Source organism: Streptomyces sp. ICC1 (genome assembly GCF_003287935.1).
GTDB classification, from domain to species: domain Bacteria; phylum Actinomycetota; class Actinomycetes; order Streptomycetales; family Streptomycetaceae; genus Streptomyces; species Streptomyces tritrimontium.
This window is the reverse complement of record NZ_CP030287.1, coordinates 7997034-8014810: the sequence shown is the minus strand read 5'-3', so window position 1 is coordinate 8014810 and position 17777 is coordinate 7997034. Positions and strand designations below refer to the sequence as shown.

The 17777-nt window shown below is 71.2% G+C and carries 12 protein-coding genes and 1 pseudogene; 5 read left to right on the top strand and 8 right to left on the bottom strand.

The window, feature by feature from the left end:
- Nucleotides 1-150 precede the first annotated feature (150 nt).
- Nucleotides 151-2127, top strand: coding sequence for an acetoacetate--CoA ligase (locus DRB96_RS37495; RefSeq protein ID WP_112452417.1), 1977 nt, complete (start codon nt 151-153; stop codon nt 2125-2127).
- 69 nt (nt 2128-2196) lie between these two features.
- A complete protein-coding gene (locus DRB96_RS37490; protein ID WP_112452416.1) occupies nt 2197-3114 on the top strand; it encodes a hypothetical protein in 918 nt (305 codons plus the stop codon).
- 99 nt (nt 3115-3213) lie between these two features.
- On the opposite strand, the gene ptsP is transcribed toward DRB96_RS37490, so the two are convergent.
- From ptsP to DRB96_RS37470, 3 genes are all read right to left on the bottom strand, one after another.
- A complete protein-coding gene (ptsP, locus tag DRB96_RS37485; protein WP_112452415.1) occupies nt 3214-4884 on the bottom strand; it encodes a phosphoenolpyruvate--protein phosphotransferase in 1671 nt (556 codons plus the stop codon).
- A 74-nt stretch (nt 4885-4958) separates the two neighbouring features.
- A complete protein-coding gene (locus DRB96_RS37480; protein ID WP_112452414.1) occupies nt 4959-5408 on the bottom strand; it encodes a PTS glucose transporter subunit IIA in 450 nt (149 codons plus the stop codon).
- 765 nt (nt 5409-6173) lie between these two features.
- Nucleotides 6174-7280, bottom strand: coding sequence for a ferritin-like domain-containing protein (locus DRB96_RS37470; protein WP_112452413.1), 1107 nt, complete (start codon nt 7278-7280; stop codon nt 6174-6176).
- A gap of 225 nt (nt 7281-7505) precedes the next feature.
- Here DRB96_RS37470 and DRB96_RS37465 point away from each other — a divergent pair, with 225 nt between their 5' ends.
- From DRB96_RS37465 to DRB96_RS37455, 3 genes are all read left to right on the top strand, one after another.
- On the top strand, nt 7506-8435 hold the full coding sequence (locus DRB96_RS37465; protein WP_112452412.1) for a diiron oxygenase: 930 nt from the start codon (nt 7506-7508) through the stop codon (nt 8433-8435).
- A gap of 135 nt (nt 8436-8570) precedes the next feature.
- The gene (locus tag DRB96_RS37460) at nt 8571-9287 is read left to right on the top strand and encodes a TetR/AcrR family transcriptional regulator (RefSeq protein ID WP_112452411.1); all 717 of its coding nucleotides are present in this window, start codon (nt 8571-8573) and stop codon (nt 9285-9287) included.
- 27 nt (nt 9288-9314) lie between these two features.
- Complete coding sequence (locus tag DRB96_RS37455; RefSeq protein WP_112452410.1) at nt 9315-9590, top strand: hypothetical protein; 276 nt, start codon at nt 9315-9317, stop codon at nt 9588-9590.
- A gap of 208 nt (nt 9591-9798) precedes the next feature.
- Here the strand turns inward: DRB96_RS37455 and DRB96_RS37450 are convergent, their stop codons facing one another.
- The 5 genes and pseudogenes from DRB96_RS37450 to DRB96_RS37430 form a co-directional block, all read right to left on the bottom strand.
- Complete coding sequence (locus DRB96_RS37450) at nt 9799-11052, bottom strand: HAMP domain-containing sensor histidine kinase (protein WP_239516517.1); 1254 nt, start codon at nt 11050-11052, stop codon at nt 9799-9801.
- A complete protein-coding gene (locus DRB96_RS37445) occupies nt 11049-11924 on the bottom strand; it encodes a hypothetical protein (protein WP_204357915.1) in 876 nt (291 codons plus the stop codon). The genes DRB96_RS37450 and DRB96_RS37445 overlap by 4 nt, the downstream gene beginning before the upstream one ends.
- 182 nt (nt 11925-12106) lie before the next feature.
- On the bottom strand, nt 12107-12760 hold the full coding sequence (locus DRB96_RS37440) for a hypothetical protein (protein ID WP_112452409.1): 654 nt from the start codon (nt 12758-12760) through the stop codon (nt 12107-12109).
- A 197-nt stretch (nt 12761-12957) separates the two neighbouring features.
- Nucleotides 12958-13587 (bottom strand): annotated as a pseudogene (locus DRB96_RS37435) (pyridoxal 5'-phosphate synthase); the annotation flags it as partial.
- Nucleotides 13584-17774 (bottom strand): trypsin-like peptidase domain-containing protein, encoded by a 4191-nt coding sequence (locus DRB96_RS37430; RefSeq protein ID WP_239516415.1) that lies wholly within the window; start codon nt 17772-17774, stop codon nt 13584-13586. The gene DRB96_RS37430 and the pseudogene DRB96_RS37435, both read right to left, overlap by 4 nt.
- Between the last annotated feature and the right edge of the window lie 3 nt (nt 17775-17777).

Sequence of the window (17777 nt, the reverse complement as noted above, 5' to 3'; positions counted from 1 at the left end):
ACCGCCGATGACGGCTCTGGTGCGGATGTCGATCACATGGCATCGTCCCAGTGAGCCCTCGCGCGGACACCCCCCGCGCGGTGGCACCGTACGAACACCACACGACACGCCCACGAAGCGCGAGCCGCAGACGTGACCGGGAGCCGACCCATGACCGCAGCCACCCCACCCGAGCCCCTCTGGGCGCCTGGCCCCGACCGGATCGCCGCGGCCCGGATCACCGCCTTCCAGGCCTGGGCCGCCGAACACCACGGAGCGCCCGCGGACGGCGGCTACCCGGCCCTGCACAGCTGGTCCGTCGACGAGCTCGACACCTTCTGGCAGGCCGTCGCCGAGTGGTTCGACGTCCGCTTCACCACCCCCTACGAGGCCGTCCTCGCCGACCGGTCCATGCCCGGCGCCCACTGGTTCCCCGGCGCCACCCTCAACTACGCCGAGCACGCGCTGCGCGCCGCCGAGGACCCGGCACGCGCCGCCGACGCGGCCCTGCTCCACGTGGACGAGACCCACGAGCCCACCGTCGTCACCTGGGCCGAGCTCCGCCGCCAGGTCGGCGCGCTCGCCGCCGAACTGCGCACCCTGGGCGTACGCCCCGGCGACCGGATCAGCGGCTACCTCCCCAACATCCCCGAGGCCGTCACCGCCCTCCTCGCCACCGCCGCCGTCGGCGCCGTCTGGACCTCCTGCGCCCCCGACTTCGGCGCCCGCAGCGTCCTCGACCGCTTCCAACAGGTCGAGCCGGTCGTCCTGTTCACCGTCGACGGCTACCGCTACGGCGGCAAGGAGCACGACCGCCGCGACACCGTCGCCGAGCTGCGCGCCGAGCTCCCCTCACTGCGCGCCGTCGTCCACATCCCGCTCCTCGGCACGCCGACCCCCGCGGGCGCCCTCACCTGGGCGGACCTGACCTCCGCCGACACCGAGCCCGTCTTCGAGGCGGTCCCCTTCGACCATCCCCTCTGGGTCCTCTACTCCTCCGGCACGACCGGCCTGCCCAAGGCGATCGTCCAGTCGCAGGGCGGCATCCTCCTCGAACACCTCAAGCAGATCGGCCTGCACTGCGACCTCGGCCCCGAGGACCGGTTCTTCTGGTACACCTCCACCGGCTGGATGATGTGGAACTTCCTCGTCTCCGGCCTGCTCACCGGAACCACCGTCGTGCTCTACGACGGCAGTCCGGGGTTCCCCGACACCGGCGCCCAATGGCGCATCGCGGAGCGGACCAGGGCCACGCTCTACGGGACGTCCGCCGCCTACGTGATGGCCTGCCGCAAGGCGGAAGTCCATCCCTCCCGCGACTTCGACCTCTCCTCCGTGAAGTGCGTGGCCACCACCGGCTCCCCGCTGCCCCCCGACGGCTTCCGCTGGCTGCACGACGAGGTGGCCGAGGACCTCTGGATCGCCTCGGTCAGCGGCGGCACCGACGTCTGCAGCTGCTTCGCCGGCGCCGTCCCCACCCTCCCCGTGCACATCGGTGAGCTCCAGGCCGCCTGCCTGGGCACGGACCTCCAGGCCTGGGACCCCGCGGGCAAGCCCGTCATCGGAGAAGTCGGCGAGCTCGTCGTCACCAACCCCATGCCGTCCATGCCGATCCGCTTCTGGAACGACCCCGACGGCAGCCGCTACCGAGACAGCTACTTCGAGATGTTCCCGGGCGCCTGGCGCCACGGGGACTGGATCACGATCACCGACCACGGCTCCGTCGTCATCCACGGCCGCTCGGACTCCACCCTGAACCGCCAGGGCGTCCGGATGGGCTCCGCCGACATCTACGAGGCCGTGGAACGACTCCCGGAGATCAAGGAATCCCTGGTCATCGGCCTGGAGGAGGCGAACGGCGGCTACTGGATGCCGCTCTTCGTGCACCTCGCGCCCGGCGCCGTCCTCGACGATGACCTCCGCGCCCGGATCAAGGCCACGATCCGCGAGGAGCTCTCCCCGCGCCACGTCCCCGACGAGATCATCGAGGTCCCGGGCATCCCGCACACCCTCACCGGCAAGCGCATCGAAGTACCGGTCAAGCGCCTCCTCCAGGGAGCGCCCATGGCCAAGGCGGTCAACCCCGGCTCGGTCGACAACCTGGACCTCCTGAGCTTCTACGAGGAGCTCGCCCGCACCCGGGGCTGAACCCGGGGCCACTGTCAGTGGCCGTGGTTACGCTGAGTGAGCAAGCGATCGCGCACTCAGGGGGATCCGATGCCACGCTCGAACGACAGCAGGACCGAGGCCACGGCGGGACGACCCGCCCGTACCCGAAGGCGCCGCACGCTGCGCCGCGAAGTCCCCAGCACCGTCGGCCTCCTGGCCGACGCGGGGGACTTCGCGGCCATGCGCGGCTACCGCAGCTTCGCCTTCGACGACCACCGCGACTACCTGGACCAGGTGGATCGCCTGCTCCGCTCCCTCGCGGCCCAGGGCATCCACACCACGGTCGCCCTCTTCGACCCCGAGGACTACGGCGAGTACTGCGCCCGGCAGGGACTCGATCCGGACACCCCGGGGGCGCGCACCCGCTTCACCGCCGAACTGGCCGGCGGCAGCGGCGCCCTCCCGTATGCCGGACAGCCCATCGACGAGCTGGTCCCGCTCCTCGTGGACGAGGCGGTCCGCCAGGCCACCTGGGAGTACGCCACCACCCTCCTGGCCGGCGTGGGCAACTGCGCCGACTGCGGGCAGGACATCGGGACCGCCTCCTTCGAGCGCGCGGCCGACGCGCTCAGGCACCTCGTCGACCGGGCCGGCCCGGGCCACCACCACCTCGTGTGCAGCGTCCCGGCCGAGGCCGAACAGCTCCTGGCCGTACTCCACGCCGACACGCTCGCGGACGGGCCGCCGCGGATCGAGGGACGGGAGGGCCTCGACTTCGTGACCGTCCTCGCCGCGGGCCTGGCGCTGGGCGGACCCGGGGGAGTGGTCCTGCGCAGCACCGCCGAGGGACACCGGGACCGGGTCCACGGCTGGCGCCTGGACCGCGGCCGGCTGGTACCCCTCTCGGCGGCGGCCGTCTTCAACGCCTACTGCACCGACGCCGACACGGGCGAGCCCGTCGGCCCCGAGCCGGGCGTCGAGTACTGCCCCGGATACGAGGTCGATGAGCCGGGCCCCCATCACTGACCCGAACGGGTGAGGCCCGCGGCCGGAAACGGCCGAGGGGCCCTCGCCACCGGCGAGGGCCCCTCGATCGACTGCACACCGTCCGGCACGGTGCCTCGACTACTCGCCGGACAGCACCGCCTGGGCGGCCACGCGGGCCTCCTCGGCGCTGTCCGCGGCACGCGCGGCGGCAGCCGCACGCTCGCACTGCGCGAGGGTGTACTTGGCGAGCGTCGCCCGCACGTAGGGGATCGAAGCGGCACCCATCGACAGAGAGGTGACACCCAGACCCGTCAGCACACAGGCCAGCAGCGGGTCGGAAGCGGCCTCGCCACAGACACCACAGCTCTTGCCCTCGGCCTTGGCCGCGTCGGCCGACATGGCGATCAGGTCGAGCAGCGCGGGCTGCCACGGGTCCTGGAGCCGCGACACGGCGCCGACCTGACGGTCGGCGGCGAAGGCGTACTGCGCGAGGTCGTTGGTGCCCAGCGACAGGAACTCGACCTCCTGCAGGATCGAGCGCGCCCGGAGCGCGGCGGAGGGGATCTCCACCATCGCGCCGAACTTCGCCCGCAGGCCGGCCTCGCGGCAGGCGTCCGCGAAGGCCTTGGCGTCGATCCGGTCGGCCACCATCGGGGCCATGACCTCGAGGTAGACCGGCAGCCCCTCGGCGGCCTTGGCCAGCGCGGTGAGCTGCGTGCGCAGCACGTCCGGGTGGTCGAGGAGCGAGCGCAGACCACGGACACCCAGAGCGGGGTTCGGCTCGTCGGCCGGGGTCAGGAAGTCCAGCGGCTTGTCGGCGCCGGCGTCCAGGACACGTACGACGACACGGCCCTCGGGGAAGGCCTCGAGCACCTTGCGGTAGGACTCGATCTGCTTCTCTTCGGTCGGCGCCTTCTTGCTGTCGTCCAGGAAGAGGAACTCGGTGCGGAACAGGCCCACACCCTCGGCCCCGGCCTCGACCGCGGCCGGCACGTCCGCCGGACCACCGATGTTGGCGAGCAGCGGCACCTTGTGCCCGTCGGACGTGGCGCCCGGACCGGAGGACGCGGAGAGGGCGGCCTTGCGCTCGGCGGCCGCGGCCTCCAGCTCGGCCTGCTTCTCCGGGGACGGGTCCACGAACAGGTCGCCCGTGCTGCCGTCGACGGCGATCAGGGTTCCCTCGGCGATCTCGCCCGCGCCCGGCAGCGCCACGATGGCCGGCACGCCCAGCGCCCGCGCGAGGATCGCGCTGTGGCTGGTCGGTCCGCCTTCCTCGGTCACGAAACCGAGGACGAGCGCCGGGTCGAGCAGAGCGGTGTCGGCGGGCGCGAGGTCGCGCGCGATCAGCACGTACGGCTCGTCGCTGTCCGGCACGCCCGGCATCGGCACGCCGAGCAGGCGCGCGACGATGCGGTTGCGCACGTCGTCCAGGTCGGCGACGCGGCCGGCCATGTACTCGCCGGCCCCCGCGAGGAGCTCGCGGTAGTGGGAGAAGGCGTCGTACACACCGCGCTCGGCGGTGCTGCCGACGGCGATCCGCCGGTCAACGTCCGTCATCAGCTCGGGGTCCGTGGCGATCATCGCCTGGGCCTCGAGCACGTGCTGAGCCTCGCCACCGGCCAGCTGGCCGCGCGCGATCAGGTCGGCCGACACAGCTTCCACGGCCTGACGGGCGCGCCCCTGTTCGCGCTCCGCCTCGTCCGCGTTGATCTGCTTCGCCGGCGGCTCGAGAACCGCCGTACCCATGTGCCGAACCTCGCCGATCGCCACACCGTGGCTCACGCCGACGCCTCGCAGCGTTGTCTCCATTTCACCCGTCTCCGATTGAGCGGCGGGTCCACCCGCCGCGTTGGATGTCCAGTTCGCCCGAGCAGGCGGATACGTCACTGCCAGCTGAAGAGAAGGTCTCCGGCCTTGATGTCTCCGGCCTCGACGAGGTCGCCGAGAGCTTCGGCGGTCGCTTCCAGTGCCACGACGGGGCAGATGGGGGACTTGCCGGCAGCCTCGACTGCAGCGGGGTTCCAACGGATGACCGCCTGGCCGCGGGTCACGGTGTCGCCCTTGTTGACGAGGAGCTCGAAGCCCTCGCCGTTGAGCTGAACGGTGTCGATGCCCAGGTGCGTGAGGACACCGTGGCCTTCGCTGTCTACGACGACGTACGCGTGCGGGTGCAGGGAGACGACTACACCGTCCACGGGGGACACGGCCTCCGAAGGCTCGCGCACGGGATCAATGGCGGTGCCCGGACCCACCATCGCGCCGGAGAACACCGGATCGGGCACTGCCGCGAGTCCGATGGCGTTCCCGGCAAGTGGGGACATCACGCTGGTCATGGGGGCCTCCCAGGGGTGGGGCTTCTTCGTGTCGCCGTCACTACCTGTCGCGAACGGCGTACTCTTCAGAAGGATAAGTCACGAGATGTTCGGGTTCGCCCGGTGTTGGTCCCGATCCGGACTGGTCCTTCGGCACGGAGACTAGTGGACTAGACCGGTGGACTAGACCATACGCCTGAATCGATTTGCTTGGGCTCCTGCGGACCTGTACTGTCGTGACTCCCGCCAGGAAGCCTCGTGTGAACATCTCGCGAACGGCTGATGGACGGGCAACCTCCTCTCTTCTTAACTGATCTTGATCCCGATTGCTTTTCCGCATGCCTATTCGGCAAAACGGAGAGTGGTCAGGGAGACGGAGAAGGACTGATAGAGTCGGAATCGCCGGAAAGGGAAACGCGAAAGCGTTGACCTGGAAGGCGGAAAACAAGCGAGACTGGCTCTGGTAGAGTCGGAAACGCAAGAACGAAGGAAGCGCCCGGAGGAAAGCCCCAGTAAACATTACTGAGGGTGAGTACAAAGGAAGCGTCCGTTCCTTGAGAACTCAACAGCGTGCCAAAAATCAACGCCAAAAAGTTGATACCCCGTCCATTTCGGTGGATGAGGTTCCTTTGAAAAAGACCTGTGAGGTCGCGGTTCTGCCTCTCGTGGGCTCGGAGATATGTATAAGAGCCAGGTCGCGGACGCCGAGGAGCACCCGATCCACCGGCACTCCGTCCGCCGCCTGCCTCAGCCGCCCGCCTCACCCGCCTGCCTCAGCCGCTCGCTTCACCCGCCCGCCCCTTCCGCGACGGCCTCGGCCACTTCGGCCACCCGCTGCTCCTCCTCGGCCGCGAACCGCTCGCGATCGAGGGCTTCGGCGATCTCCTCGTCCTGGCTCATCAGCAGGTCCAGGTTCGAGTTGCCCATCTCGAAGACGCCCATGTCCAGGTACGCCTTCTGCAGCCGCTCGCCCCAGAGCCCGATGTCCTTCACGCAGGGCACGATCCGGCTGAACAGCAGCTTGCGGAAGAGCGCCAGGAACTCCGACTGCTCGCTGAACTCCTCCGACTCCCTGCGCGAGATGCCGAAGTTCTCCAGCACCTCCACCCCGCGCAGCCGGTCCCGCATCAGGTAGCAGCCCTCGATCACGAACTCCTCGCGCTCGCGCAGCTCGGCGTCCGACAGCTGCTTGTAGTAGTCGCGCAGCGCCATCCGCCCGAACGCCACGTGCCGTGCCTCGTCCTGCATCACGTAGGCCAGGATCTGCTTGGGCAGCGGCTTGTTGGTGGTGTCGCGGATCATGCCGAAGGCGGCCAGCGCGAGGCCCTCGATGAGCACCTGCATGCCCAGGTACGGCATGTCCCAGCGGGAGTCGCGCAGGGTGTCGCCGAGCAGCCCCTGCAGGCTGTCGTTGATCGGGTAAAGCATCCCGATCTTCTCGTGCAGGAACCGGCCGAAGATCTCGGCGTGCCGCGCCTCGTCCATGGTCTGCGTGGCGGAGTAGAACTTGGCGTCCAGGTCCGGCACCGACTCCACGATGCGCGCCGCGCACACCATCGCGCCCTGCTCGCCGTGCAGGAACTGGCTGAAGTTCCAGGCGCTGTAGTGACGGCGCAGCTCGCCCCGGTCCCGGTCCGTCAGCTTGGCCCAGTGCCGGGTGCCGTACAGCGGCAGCGCCTCGTCCGGGGTTCCCAGCGGATCGTGCGGGTCCACCTCGATGCCCCAGTCGATGCGCTTGGCGCCGTCCCACTGCTTGTCCTTGCCCTTCTGGTACAGGGCCAGCAGCCGCTCGCGGCCGCCGTCGTACTCCCAGCTGAACCGGGCGTTTCCGGAAGCGGGGACCGGCCAGACGGTCCCGCCCGGATCACTGGTGTAGAGCTCGTGCGTCGACACTGACGCCCCCTCGTCTCACGTACTTCCGTACAGGACAGGCCAGTTGGCAGCCGGGCAGCGGTCCGTCGGCTCCCGTTGGCAGCGTCACACGTTGGTAGACGCGCGGTCAACAAGTCGTGCGCGGGGGATTGACGACCTTGCTGACAAGCAGTCTCATAAGCGGTGAACGCCGGTGGCCACCACCGGCACCACCGACGGCAACCCACTCGTGAGGTGTCCGAAGCCATGACGACCGTGACCGGCAGGGCGGAGCTGCGCGATGCGCTCGGCCCGCTCAAGGACCGCGAACAGATAGCCGAGCGACTCCTCGAATCCTCGGTCAAGCACTCCTTCGACCCCGACAAGGAACTCGACTGGGACGCCCCGCCCATCGACGGCAAGTACTACTGGCCGCCCGAGCTGCTCTCCCTCTTCGACACCCCGCTCTGGAAGCGGATGGGCGAGGAGCAGCGCATCGAGCTCTCCCGGCACGAGGCGGCGGCCCTCGGTTCGCTCGGCATCTGGTTCGAGATCATCCTCATGCAGCTGCTCACCCGGCACATCTACGACAAGCCCCTGACCAGCAATCACGTCCGGTACGCGCTCACCGAGATCGCCGACGAGTGCCGCCACTCGATGATGTTCGCCCGCATGATCAAGACGGGCGGCGCCCCCGAGTACCCGGTCTCCCGCACCAACCACAACCTCGCCCGCGTCCTGAAGACCGTCTCCACCACCCCCGGCTCCTTCGCCTGCACCCTCCTCGGCGAGGAGATCCTCGACTGGATGCAGCGGCTGACCTTCCCGGACGAGCGCGTCCAGCCCCTCGTGCGCGGAGTCACCCGCATCCACGTCATCGAGGAGGCGCGACACGTCCGTTACGCCCGCGAGGAGCTGCGCCGCCAGATGCTCACCGCCCCGCGCTGGGAGCAGGAACTCACCCGCGTCAGCTGCGGCCAGGCCGCCCGCGTCTTCTCGCAGGCCTTCGTCAACCCCCAGGTCTACGACAACATCGGCGTCGACCGGCGCGAGGCCCTCGCCCAGGTCAAGGCCAGCGGCCACCGCAGGGAGGTCATGCAGACCGGGGCGAAGCGGCTGACCGACTTCCTCGACGACATCGGGGTGATGCGCGGGGTGGGCCGCAGGCTCTGGAAGAGCTCGGGACTCCTGGCCTGAGGATTGCCGGCTTGAGGATTACCGGCTTGAGGTTTCCCGGCCCGGGGTTTCCCGGCCCGGGTGATTCCCGGCCCGGAGGATTCCCGCCCGGGCACTCCCCGCCTGAAGAGCGGCGTGTGCGGCTACCCTGCGGACATGACAGCCGTACGGGCGTACCGCAGGATGAGCGTCGAGGAGCGGCGGGCCCAGCTCCTCGACGCGGCCCTGACGCTGTTCGCGCACCGGGCGCCCGAGGACGTCTCGCTCGACGACGTGGCCGAGGCCGCCGGCGTCTCGCGCCCCCTGGTCTACCGCTACTTCCCCGGCGGCAAGCAGCAGCTCTACGAGGCCGCCCTGCGCTCGGCGGCCGATGTCCTGCGGCTCTGCTTCGCCGAACCCCAGGCCGGACCGCTGACCCAGCGGCTCTCCCGGGCCCTGGACCGGTACCTGGGATTCGTCGACGAGCACGACGCCGGCTTCTCCGCCCTCCTGCAGGGCGGCAGCGTCGTCGAGACCTCCCGGACGACCGCCACCGTCGACGGCATCCGCCGGGCGGCGGCCGAGGCGATCCTCTTCCACCTCGGCGTACCGGAGCCCGGCCCGCGCCTGCGGATGATGGTGCGCACCTGGATCACGGCGGTCGAGGCCGCCTCGCTGATCTGGATCGACGAGGGCAAGCAGCCGGAGATCGACTCGCTCCGGGACTGGCTGGTCGACCAGTTCATCGCCCTCCTCACCGCGACGGCCGCCACCGACCCCGAGACGGCCGCGGCGGCCCGCGCCGCCCTCGCGCTCGAATCGGCGGACGGTCCGGTGGGCGTGCTGGCCCGCCGGGTGATCCCGGTGGTCTCCGAAGCGGCCCACCTGCTGTGATTTCCGGAAAGCTGTGAGACTGGAGGGGTGAGAAGCCAACCCACCTCCTTCGAGGGCGGCCCGATGGACGGCCGGACCCTCCCGATCCTCCTCGGCCCGACCGGCCACCCGCCGAAGTGGTACGAGATCCCCGTCCCGGACCCGGACGGCGGCGCCCCCGCGGTGCTGCTGTACGAGCGCGTCCCCGCGGGGTACTCGAAGCGGCTGGGCCTGCTGAAGGGGTGGAAGTACGCCTACGCCCCGGACGCCCGGAAGCCGAAGCTCCGCTGGCCCTGGACGAAGCCGACCCCGCCGCAGGCCTGACGCAGGGGCCGGTCGGGGTCGGGCGGTCACGCTCCGCCCGGCCACGTTCCGCCCGGTCATGCTCCGGCCAGTCAGGGTCCGCCCGGTCACGCTCCGCCCGGTCACGGTCCGCCCGGTCATGGTCCGCCCGGTCACGCTCCGCCCGGTCATGGTCTGCCCGTCACGGTCCGCCCGTCAGGGTCCGCACGCCACGCAGGGGGTGCGCCCGTCAGGTCACGGAGGCCTCGAGCAGGGTCAGTACCGCCTCCGCCCCGCCGTCCCCGTCCGCCGCCTGCCGGAACACCAGCTCCGCCCCGATGACCTCCGCCTGGCCCACCGCGATGGTCAGCCCCAGCCCGTGGCCCTTCCCCGCGCCCCCGGTCCGGAACCGCTGCGGTCCGTGGGCCACCAGGTAGTCGGGGTAGCCGTCGCCGTGGTCCCGTACCGTCACCACCGGTCCGTCCACCGTCACCACCACCAGCCCCCGGCCGTGCTTGTGGGCGTTGGCGACCAGATTGCCCAGCACCCGCTCGAGGCGCCGCCGGTCCGTCTCCACGTGCGCGTCCCGCACCACGACCACCTCCGCGGCCGTCCCCGAAGCCCGCACCACCCGCAGCGCGAGCCGCCCCAGCTGGTGCAGGTCCGTCTCCACCGCCTCGCTGCGGGAGTCGAGCCGGGAGATCTCCAGCAGGTCCTCCGTGAGCTGGCGCATCGTGCGGACCCGCTCCTGCACCAGCTCCGTCGCCCGGCTCTCCGGCAGCAGTTCGGATGCCGCCTGCAGACCGGTGAGCGGCGTGCGCAGCTCGTGCGCGACGTCCGCCGTGAACCGCTGCTCGCTCTGCAGCTTCGCCTGCAGGCTGGCCGCCATGGTGTCCAGCGCCTCCGCCACCGTCGCCACCTCGTCCTGGTGCCGCGAGGGGTCCTTGGTCCGGGGGTCTCCGACCCGCGCGTCCAGATCGCCCTGCGTGATCCGCCGGGCCACCGTCGCGGTCTGGTGCAGCCGCCGCGTCACGCGCGTCACGGCGAAGGCGCCCATGAGCAGGGTCCCGCCGATCGCCAGCACCGAGGACCCGATGATCGCGTTGTCCAGCCCGCTGATCGTCCGCGCGCTCTGCCCGTAGTCGACGGCCGTGGCCAGCGCCTTCCCGTCGGCCGGGGCCGCCGCCCACATCATCGGCCGGCCCTCGCGGTCCGCCACGAGCGTGCCGCGCTGCCCGGACAGGGCCAGCGCCCGCAGCTCCGCAGGCAGCCCGGCCGGATCGAGCCCCGACTCGGGCGGCAGCAACTCGCCGGCCTCGTAGGCGCGCGAGGCGTCGTTCAGCTTGCCGAGCGCCTTCTCCCGGGCCGTCGCCACGGTCTGCCGGGTCACCTCCACGTGCACCAGCGCGCCCAGCACCGCCGCGAGCGAGCAGCACATCACCACGATGAAGCAGGCCGACTTCCAGGTCAGCGTGGCCGTCCACGCGGGCAGCCGGAGGCTCACGGCGACGCCCCCGCCGCACCGGGGCGCGCGGCAACGGTGCCCGGACTCGCGCCGGCGCCCGAAGCCGGGGGAACCGGGGGAACCGGGGGAACCGTGGGAACCGTGGGAACTGGGGAAACCGGGGGAATCGAGGAAGCCGAAGGATCGGGGCTCGGGCCGGCCGGGCGCACGCGGACGATCTGCTCGCGCGAGGGCAGCATCGAGCGCTGCGTCTCGTCCCAGGACCAGGTGGTGTTCACCTCGTAGCCCGCGTTCCCGCTCGGGACGCGCAGGATCACGTCCTGCCCGGCGAGCTCGACGGAGATGACGGTGTCGGTGGTCGCCATGATCCGGTTGAGCCGGCCCTCGGCGTCAGCCGTGTACACGCGCACGGACATCTGCTGCTCGGGATAGGCGATGCCGACGATCAGCTCGTCCTTGCCGTTCCCGGTCAGATCCCGGTAGTACGGCGTCAGGACCGGGCAGTCCTCGGGACCGGCGCCGTCCGTTCCGCACGCCGCGATGGCCGCGGCGGTCTCCGGCGGCATCCCGTCGGGCCCGGTCCGGACACCCCGGTGGGCGCGCAGCTCCGCCTGTACGAGGGTCACCGGGTCGATGGAGTGCACGTTCTGGTCCAGGACGGGCGCGATGCCGGGTACGTACTCGGGCGGCGCGCCCCCCGGATCGGCGGGCGGCACGGTGGCGCCCTTGCGCCCGGGCCACAGGTGTACGGGTCCGCTCGCGGTCGGGGTCGGGCCCGCGCCGGCCAGCCCGCCGGCGTTGCCGCAGGCGGCCGCGAGCGGCAGCAGGAGGGGGGCCAGCAGCCCCACGGCGAAGCGCCGCCGGCTCCGGCGGCGTCGCGGGCTCCGGCCGGGGGAGGGAAGCGAGCTCACCACTCGTACGCCCTCCTCTCCCGTGACCATGTGCCCGTCCACAGTAAGCAGAGGCGCATCGTTTCTGCCCGTGCGACCGGGGCCGACGGGGGCCGACCGGAGGTCGGCCGGTCTCGGCCCGTCTCGGCCCGTCTCGGCCGGTCTCGGCCGGTCTCGGCCCGTCTGGGCCTGCCTAGGCCCGCCTAGGCGTCCGTACGCCCCCGGCGCAGCATCGCGAAGCCCAGCCCGGCGGCGCCGACCGCCGCGATGCCGCCGCCGGCGGCGAGCAGCAGCATGCCGTCACCGGGGCCGTCGGCCAGGGTCTGCAGGCGCAGCGCCTCGGCGGTGCCGGCGCCCGGGCGCGCGGGCTCCCGTACGGAGGCGGAGACGGCCACGCCGTCCCTGGAGGCGGTCTTGTGGCCGGCGCTGCCGACGGAGTGGCCGGCGGCGCCGTCCCCGCCGTCCCCGCCGTCCGCCGTCTCCCCGACCCAGGAGCTGAGCCGGCCGTCGGCCCGCAGCGCGAGGTGTAGCCGCCCGGATTCGCCGAAGCCGGTGGCGCCGTCGCGGCTGGTCAGGGTGGCGGCCTTGGCGCCGTCGGGGCCGAGCACCTCGGCCTGGTACGCGTCCTTGGCGACGCGGTAGACCTTTGCCGTGGACACTCCGTCCGCGAGGGCGAGGCTCTTGACCAGGGTCCGCGGCGGCGTCGCCGCCTGCGCGGAGGAGGCGGCCGGGATCCCCTCGGCCAGCGCCGCGGCGGCCGGGAACGCCAGCAGGGTGCCGGCACACACGGCCACGGCGGCGGCGCGTACGAGAGTGCGGCGGCTGCGGCGGCTGCGGCGGCGGCTCACGGAGTTCACGGGGGAGTCCTTCGGTGCTGGTCAGGCCCTGGAGCGTCCAGGTGGGATAAACGTATGCACCGGCCGTTGCGGTAACGCGTTGCTTTTGTAACAGCCACACGGCAGCGAGCCGACGGAGTCGTTACACGCGCGGGGCGGGCGAGTGTCTCGACAGGGTGGGTCGTCGGCAGGGTAGAGTTGGTATAAGAGACAGGGGTGTAGCGGAGGCGGGTGTGGCGGCGGGTGGCGTCGCCCTGGAAGAACTCGACCTCGGTGGGGGCGAGCACGTACCGGGTCCACGTCGGCGCCGGGGCGTCCGGCTCCGTGCCCGCCTGGTCCCAGGACGCCGCCGAGGCGCGGGCCAGCTCCTCCGGGGAGGACAGCACCTCGCTCTGCCGGCCCGTCAGCGCCGCCGCGAGCGCGCCGCGCGAGCGGACCGCCAGGTCGGCCCGGCTCTCCGCCGCGTCGCACGCCGTGACCCGGCCCCGGATACGGATCTGGCGGGCCACGGACGGCCAGTAGAAGCCCAGCGCGGCCTCCGGCTGCCCGGCCAGCTGCCGCCCCTTCCGGCTGGTGGAGTGCGAGGCGAAGTGCCAGCCGCGCTCGTCGGCGTCGTGCAGCATCAGCGTCCGTACGTCGGGCCGCCCGTCCGCGTCCACCGTCGCCAGGCTCATCGTGTGCGGCTCGGGCTGCCCCGCCTTGGCGGCGTGCGTGAACCACTCCCGGAAGAGCGCCAGCGGCTCCGCCGGCGCGGTGGCCGGGTCGAAGGAGGGCAGCGGGCCGTCCCAGACGCGCAGGGAGTGCAGAGTGGTGTGGAAGTCGTCGTCGGGTGCGGTCTCGCTGGTCATGGCGCGAGCCTAGCCCCGGGCGGCGGGGCCGGCTCAGGCGCTGGGCACGCGGTGCCGGCGGATTGACCGGACAGGTATGCCGTCCGTTCCTCCTCGCCGAGGTCGCGGTTGATGGCCCGGCAGATGTCGTCGATCGCATCCTCGGGGTCGTCGTGCAGGTCGAGGTGGTGCAGCCGGACGGTGCCGTTGTTGCTGCCGATGGCGAGAGTGGATCCGTCGGGGCTGAACACCGCCGAAAACAGCACGTCGGACTGGGGCAGGGTGGCGAGGGTCTTGCCCTTTTCCGCATCCCACAGCCGCACAGTGGTGTCGGCGCTACTGGTGGCGAGCGTTCCGTCGGAGCTGAACGCCACCGAGTTCACCCATCCGATGTGGCCGGGGAGGGTGCGACCATCGCCGGTGTCCATGTCCCACAGCCACGCGGTGTTGTCGTTGCTGCCGGTGGCGAGGGTGGATCCGTCGGGGCTGAACGCCACCGAGCCCACTGGTCCGGTGTGGCCCGTCAGGGTGTCCATCAGTGCGCCGGTGTCCACGTCCCACAGCCGAGCGGTGTTGTCGGTGCTGCCGGTGGCGAGGATGCGTCCGTCGGGACTGAACGCCATCGAGCTCACCGTCCCGATGTGTTCCATCGATACACTGAGTTTCGTGCCGGTTTCGGCGTTCCACAGCTGCGCTGTGGCGTCGCGGCTGCCGGTGGCCAGGGTGGTTCCGTCGGGGCTGAATGCGACTGAGGTCACCCAGTCCGTGTGATGGGTCAGGGGTTCGCGGGCCTTGCCGGTGTCCATGTCCCACAGCCGCGCGGTGTTGTCGTTGCTGCCGGTGGCGAGGGTGGTTCCGTCGGGGCTGAACGCCACCGAGTTCACGCTGTCCGTGTGACCGGTCAGGGGTTCGCGGGCCTTGCCGGTTGTCACGTCCCAGAGTCGCGTTGTGCCGTCGTAGCTGCCGGTGGCGAGGGTGGTTCCGTCGGGGCTGAACGCCACCGAGACCACGGCCTGGGTGTCGTCGGCCAGGGTGTCGACGGTGCCCACGTCCCACAGTCGCACGGTGGTGTCGTCGCTGCCGGTGGCGAGGGTGGTTCCGTCGGGGCTGAACGCCACCGAACGCACAATGGCGGTGTGGCCGGCCAGGACAGTGAGGATCGCGCCGGTTTTCACGTCCCAGAGCACCACGCTGTTGTCGGCGCCGCCGGTGGCGAGGGCGCGTCCGTCGGGGCTGAACGCCATCGAATACACCGCGTCGGTGTGGCCCACCAAGATGCGCTTCTTGCCGGTTTCCACGTCCCACAGCACCACGTTGGCGTCGACGCTGCCGGTTGCCAGGGTGTGTCCGTCGGGACTGAACGCCACTGAATACACCGTTCCGGCGTGTTCCATCGGCTTGCCGAGGGTCTTGCCCGTTTTCACGTCCCACAGCAGCGCGGCGCCGTCGTGGGTGCCGGTGACGAGGGTGCGTCCGTTGGGGTTGAACGCCAGCGACCACACCGAGTCGGTGTGTTCCATGGGGTTGCCGCGGCGCGTGCCGGTTTCCACGTTCCACAGCTGCGCTTTGCCGTCGTCGCCGGCGGTGGCGAGGATGGTTCCGTCGGGGCTGAACGCCACCTGGTTGACCCAGGAGGCATGTTCCATCGGGTCGCCGCGGCGCTTGCCGGTTTCCACGGTCCACAGCTGTGCGGTGCCGTCCTCGCTGCTGGTGGCGAGTGTGTCTCCGTCGGGGCTGAATACCGCGGATCCCACCTTGGTGTCGTGTTCCAGCGGCTCGCCGACGGTCTTGCCTGTCTTCACGTCCCAGAGCAGCGCGCTGCCGTCGTTGCTACTGGTGGCGAGGGTGGTTCCGTCGGGGCTGAACGCCACCGAGCGCAACTCGGCGGTGTGGCCGTCCAAGCGTCGCTGTAGTGGGAGGGCCGCGGCGTTCCGCAGGCCTTCCTCGGACTCGGACGTGCCATTGGTGCGGAAGGCCCGGATGGCCAGGAGCGAGGCGAGGTCGGGGCTGGTGCCGATGAGCATGCTGGACTGGCCGGCGAGCTGGCGGGAGAGGGCTTCGTTCTCCTCGTTGATGACTGCCCGCCACTGCCAGACGGCTCCTCCCGCGGCGATGAGCGCGAGGACGAGGAGGGAGGCCAGGATCGCGTTGAGGCGTCTGCTGCGCCGGATGGCGGCCTGTTGGTGTTCCTTGCTGGCGGTGAGGAAGGCGGCGATGTCGCCCGGCAGTCGGCGCTGCTGGGACCATTCCAGGCCTTCCGCGAGCGCTGTTCCGCCGAGCAGGTCTCCGGGGTGGTTGCCTTCGGCATAGCGGGCCTGCCACGCGCGGGCGTTGTCGAGCCACTCCTGGAAGCGGTGATCCTGCCTGACCCATTCGCGCAGGGTGGCCCAGTCGCGGATGAGTGCGTCATGGATCAGTTCGGCAACCGGCAGAGCGGGAGGGGTGTTGTGGACCAGGGAGACGCGGGGTGTGTGGGTGGTGATGATGCGATGACCGGTGAGGGTGGCGAGGACCTCGTCGATGTCTTTGCCGCTGTCGCTTCCCCCGCTGACGTCGGCTGCCAGGTCGCGCAGGTCGTGCAAGGGGACCTGCTCACGGACGGCGGGGATGTTGCGGTGGGGATCGGCCGAGTGCACCAGGGAGGTCAGGATGCGCTGGGCGATGGGCAAGCGGTCGGGAGGCAGCTGGGTGAGGGCGGTTTCGCACCAGGTGGTCAGGCTTCCGGTGACTTGGCCGATGCGCTGGTAGGCGTCGTGCGTGAGGTATCCGTCCTTGCGCCTTTGCCACAGCTGGCTGAGTGCCAGCTCCAGCAGGGGCAGTACGGTGACCGGCGCGCAGCGGGTCGTGGTGCCCTCGGGTGTGGTGGCCAGGACGTCGGTGATGATCTGCTCGGGCAGCCCGAGCTCGAAGTGGGCGCCCGCGTTCTCGGCGGGCCGGGTGATGATGTCGTGCAGATCCTCCTGGCTCAGGGTGCCCGGGATGTTGAGGAGTCCTGGCATCGCGGCTTCCAGCAGCTTGGGTGCCAGGGCGGCCTGCTGAGGGTAGAAGTCGTCGCGCATGATCAGGATCACGGAGAGCGCGGCGTGTGATCTGACCGCGGTGGTGATCTGCTCCGTGGCGGCCAGACGGCGTTCCAGTTGCCGGCCGGTGGAGGGCTGGGTGAAGAACTCTTCGAACTGGTCGACGATCAGTACGAGGCGCTGACAGCCCGGTTCGGCGGCGAGTTTGTGGGTCACGGCTGCGGCGATCCCGTCGCTGTCCGCCCCGAGCAGTCCGGCACGCTCCAGCTCGGCGAGCAGGTCCTGCCTCGGCCGGACGAGCACGGACGACCACATGTCGCTGCCCGGCAGTTCGCCCGCGGCGAGGGCGGGCAGGACACCGGCCTGGACCAGGGAGGATTTGCCCGAGCCGGAGGGCCCGAGCAGCAGGGTGACCCGCTGCTCGGCCAGGTTCGCCAGTACCTGCCGCACCGCGTCCTTGCGGCCCTCGAACCACTGGGCGTGTTCCGCGGTGAACGACTCCAGTCCCCGGTAGGGGCACACGTCCTGCTCGGTCAGCTCGGGCCACACCTCGCGCAGTACCTGCGTGGGGGTGACATAGGCGATCTCCTGCCCCCGCTCGTTCTCGTCGGGGGTGGTGATCTCGGTGACCATGCCGATGACCAGGCCGGTCCCCTCGTCCACGACCGGCCCGCCGCTGAATCCGGTGGTCAGGTCGTTCGCGCCGGTCAGCTGCAGATGGACACCCCTGTTCTCGGTGGCCGGCAGCAGGTCCCCGGCCGCGCCGTAGCCGTAGTGACCGCCCGGCGGAGCCTGGGCGGGGAACCCGAACGAGCGGACCCGGTGACCCCCGCAGCCCGCCGCCGAACCCAGCGCCAACGGCGCCGGCCAGTTCGACGTACCGCTCAGGCGCAGCATGGCCACGTCTTGGGCCTCCGGGTCACGCCACGGCTCTTCCAGGACGAGAGCCTCCGCCCCGGGCGCGCCGTCCACGTGTGGGAAGAGCAGCCGCACGGTCTCGCCGGGCCCGCTGCCGGCGGCTCGTACGACGTGCGCGCAGGTGGCCAGGATGTCCTCGGTGACCAGGAATCCGGCCCCGGCCACCTCGTCGTCCGGTCCGAGGATCTGGGCGACGGCGAAGGGCAGCCCGGAGGGGCGGTCACCGTTCGGGCCGTTGCCGCCGTTGCCACCGTTCCCAGTGGTGTTCACGGG

Coding starts and splice junctions, on each gene's coding strand:
- DRB96_RS37495 (WP_112452417.1), top strand. CDS start 151: ATGACCGCAGCCACCCCACCCGAGCCCCTCTGGGCGCCTGGCCCCGAC.
- DRB96_RS37490 (WP_112452416.1), top strand. CDS start 2,197: ATGCCACGCTCGAACGACAGCAGGACCGAGGCCACGGCGGGACGACCC.
- ptsP (WP_112452415.1), bottom strand. CDS start 4,884: ATGGAGACAACGCTGCGAGGCGTCGGCGTGAGCCACGGTGTGGCGATC.
- DRB96_RS37480 (WP_112452414.1), bottom strand. CDS start 5,408: ATGACCAGCGTGATGTCCCCACTTGCCGGGAACGCCATCGGACTCGCG.
- DRB96_RS37465 (WP_112452412.1), top strand. CDS start 7,506: ATGACGACCGTGACCGGCAGGGCGGAGCTGCGCGATGCGCTCGGCCCG.
- DRB96_RS37460 (WP_112452411.1), top strand. CDS start 8,571: ATGACAGCCGTACGGGCGTACCGCAGGATGAGCGTCGAGGAGCGGCGG.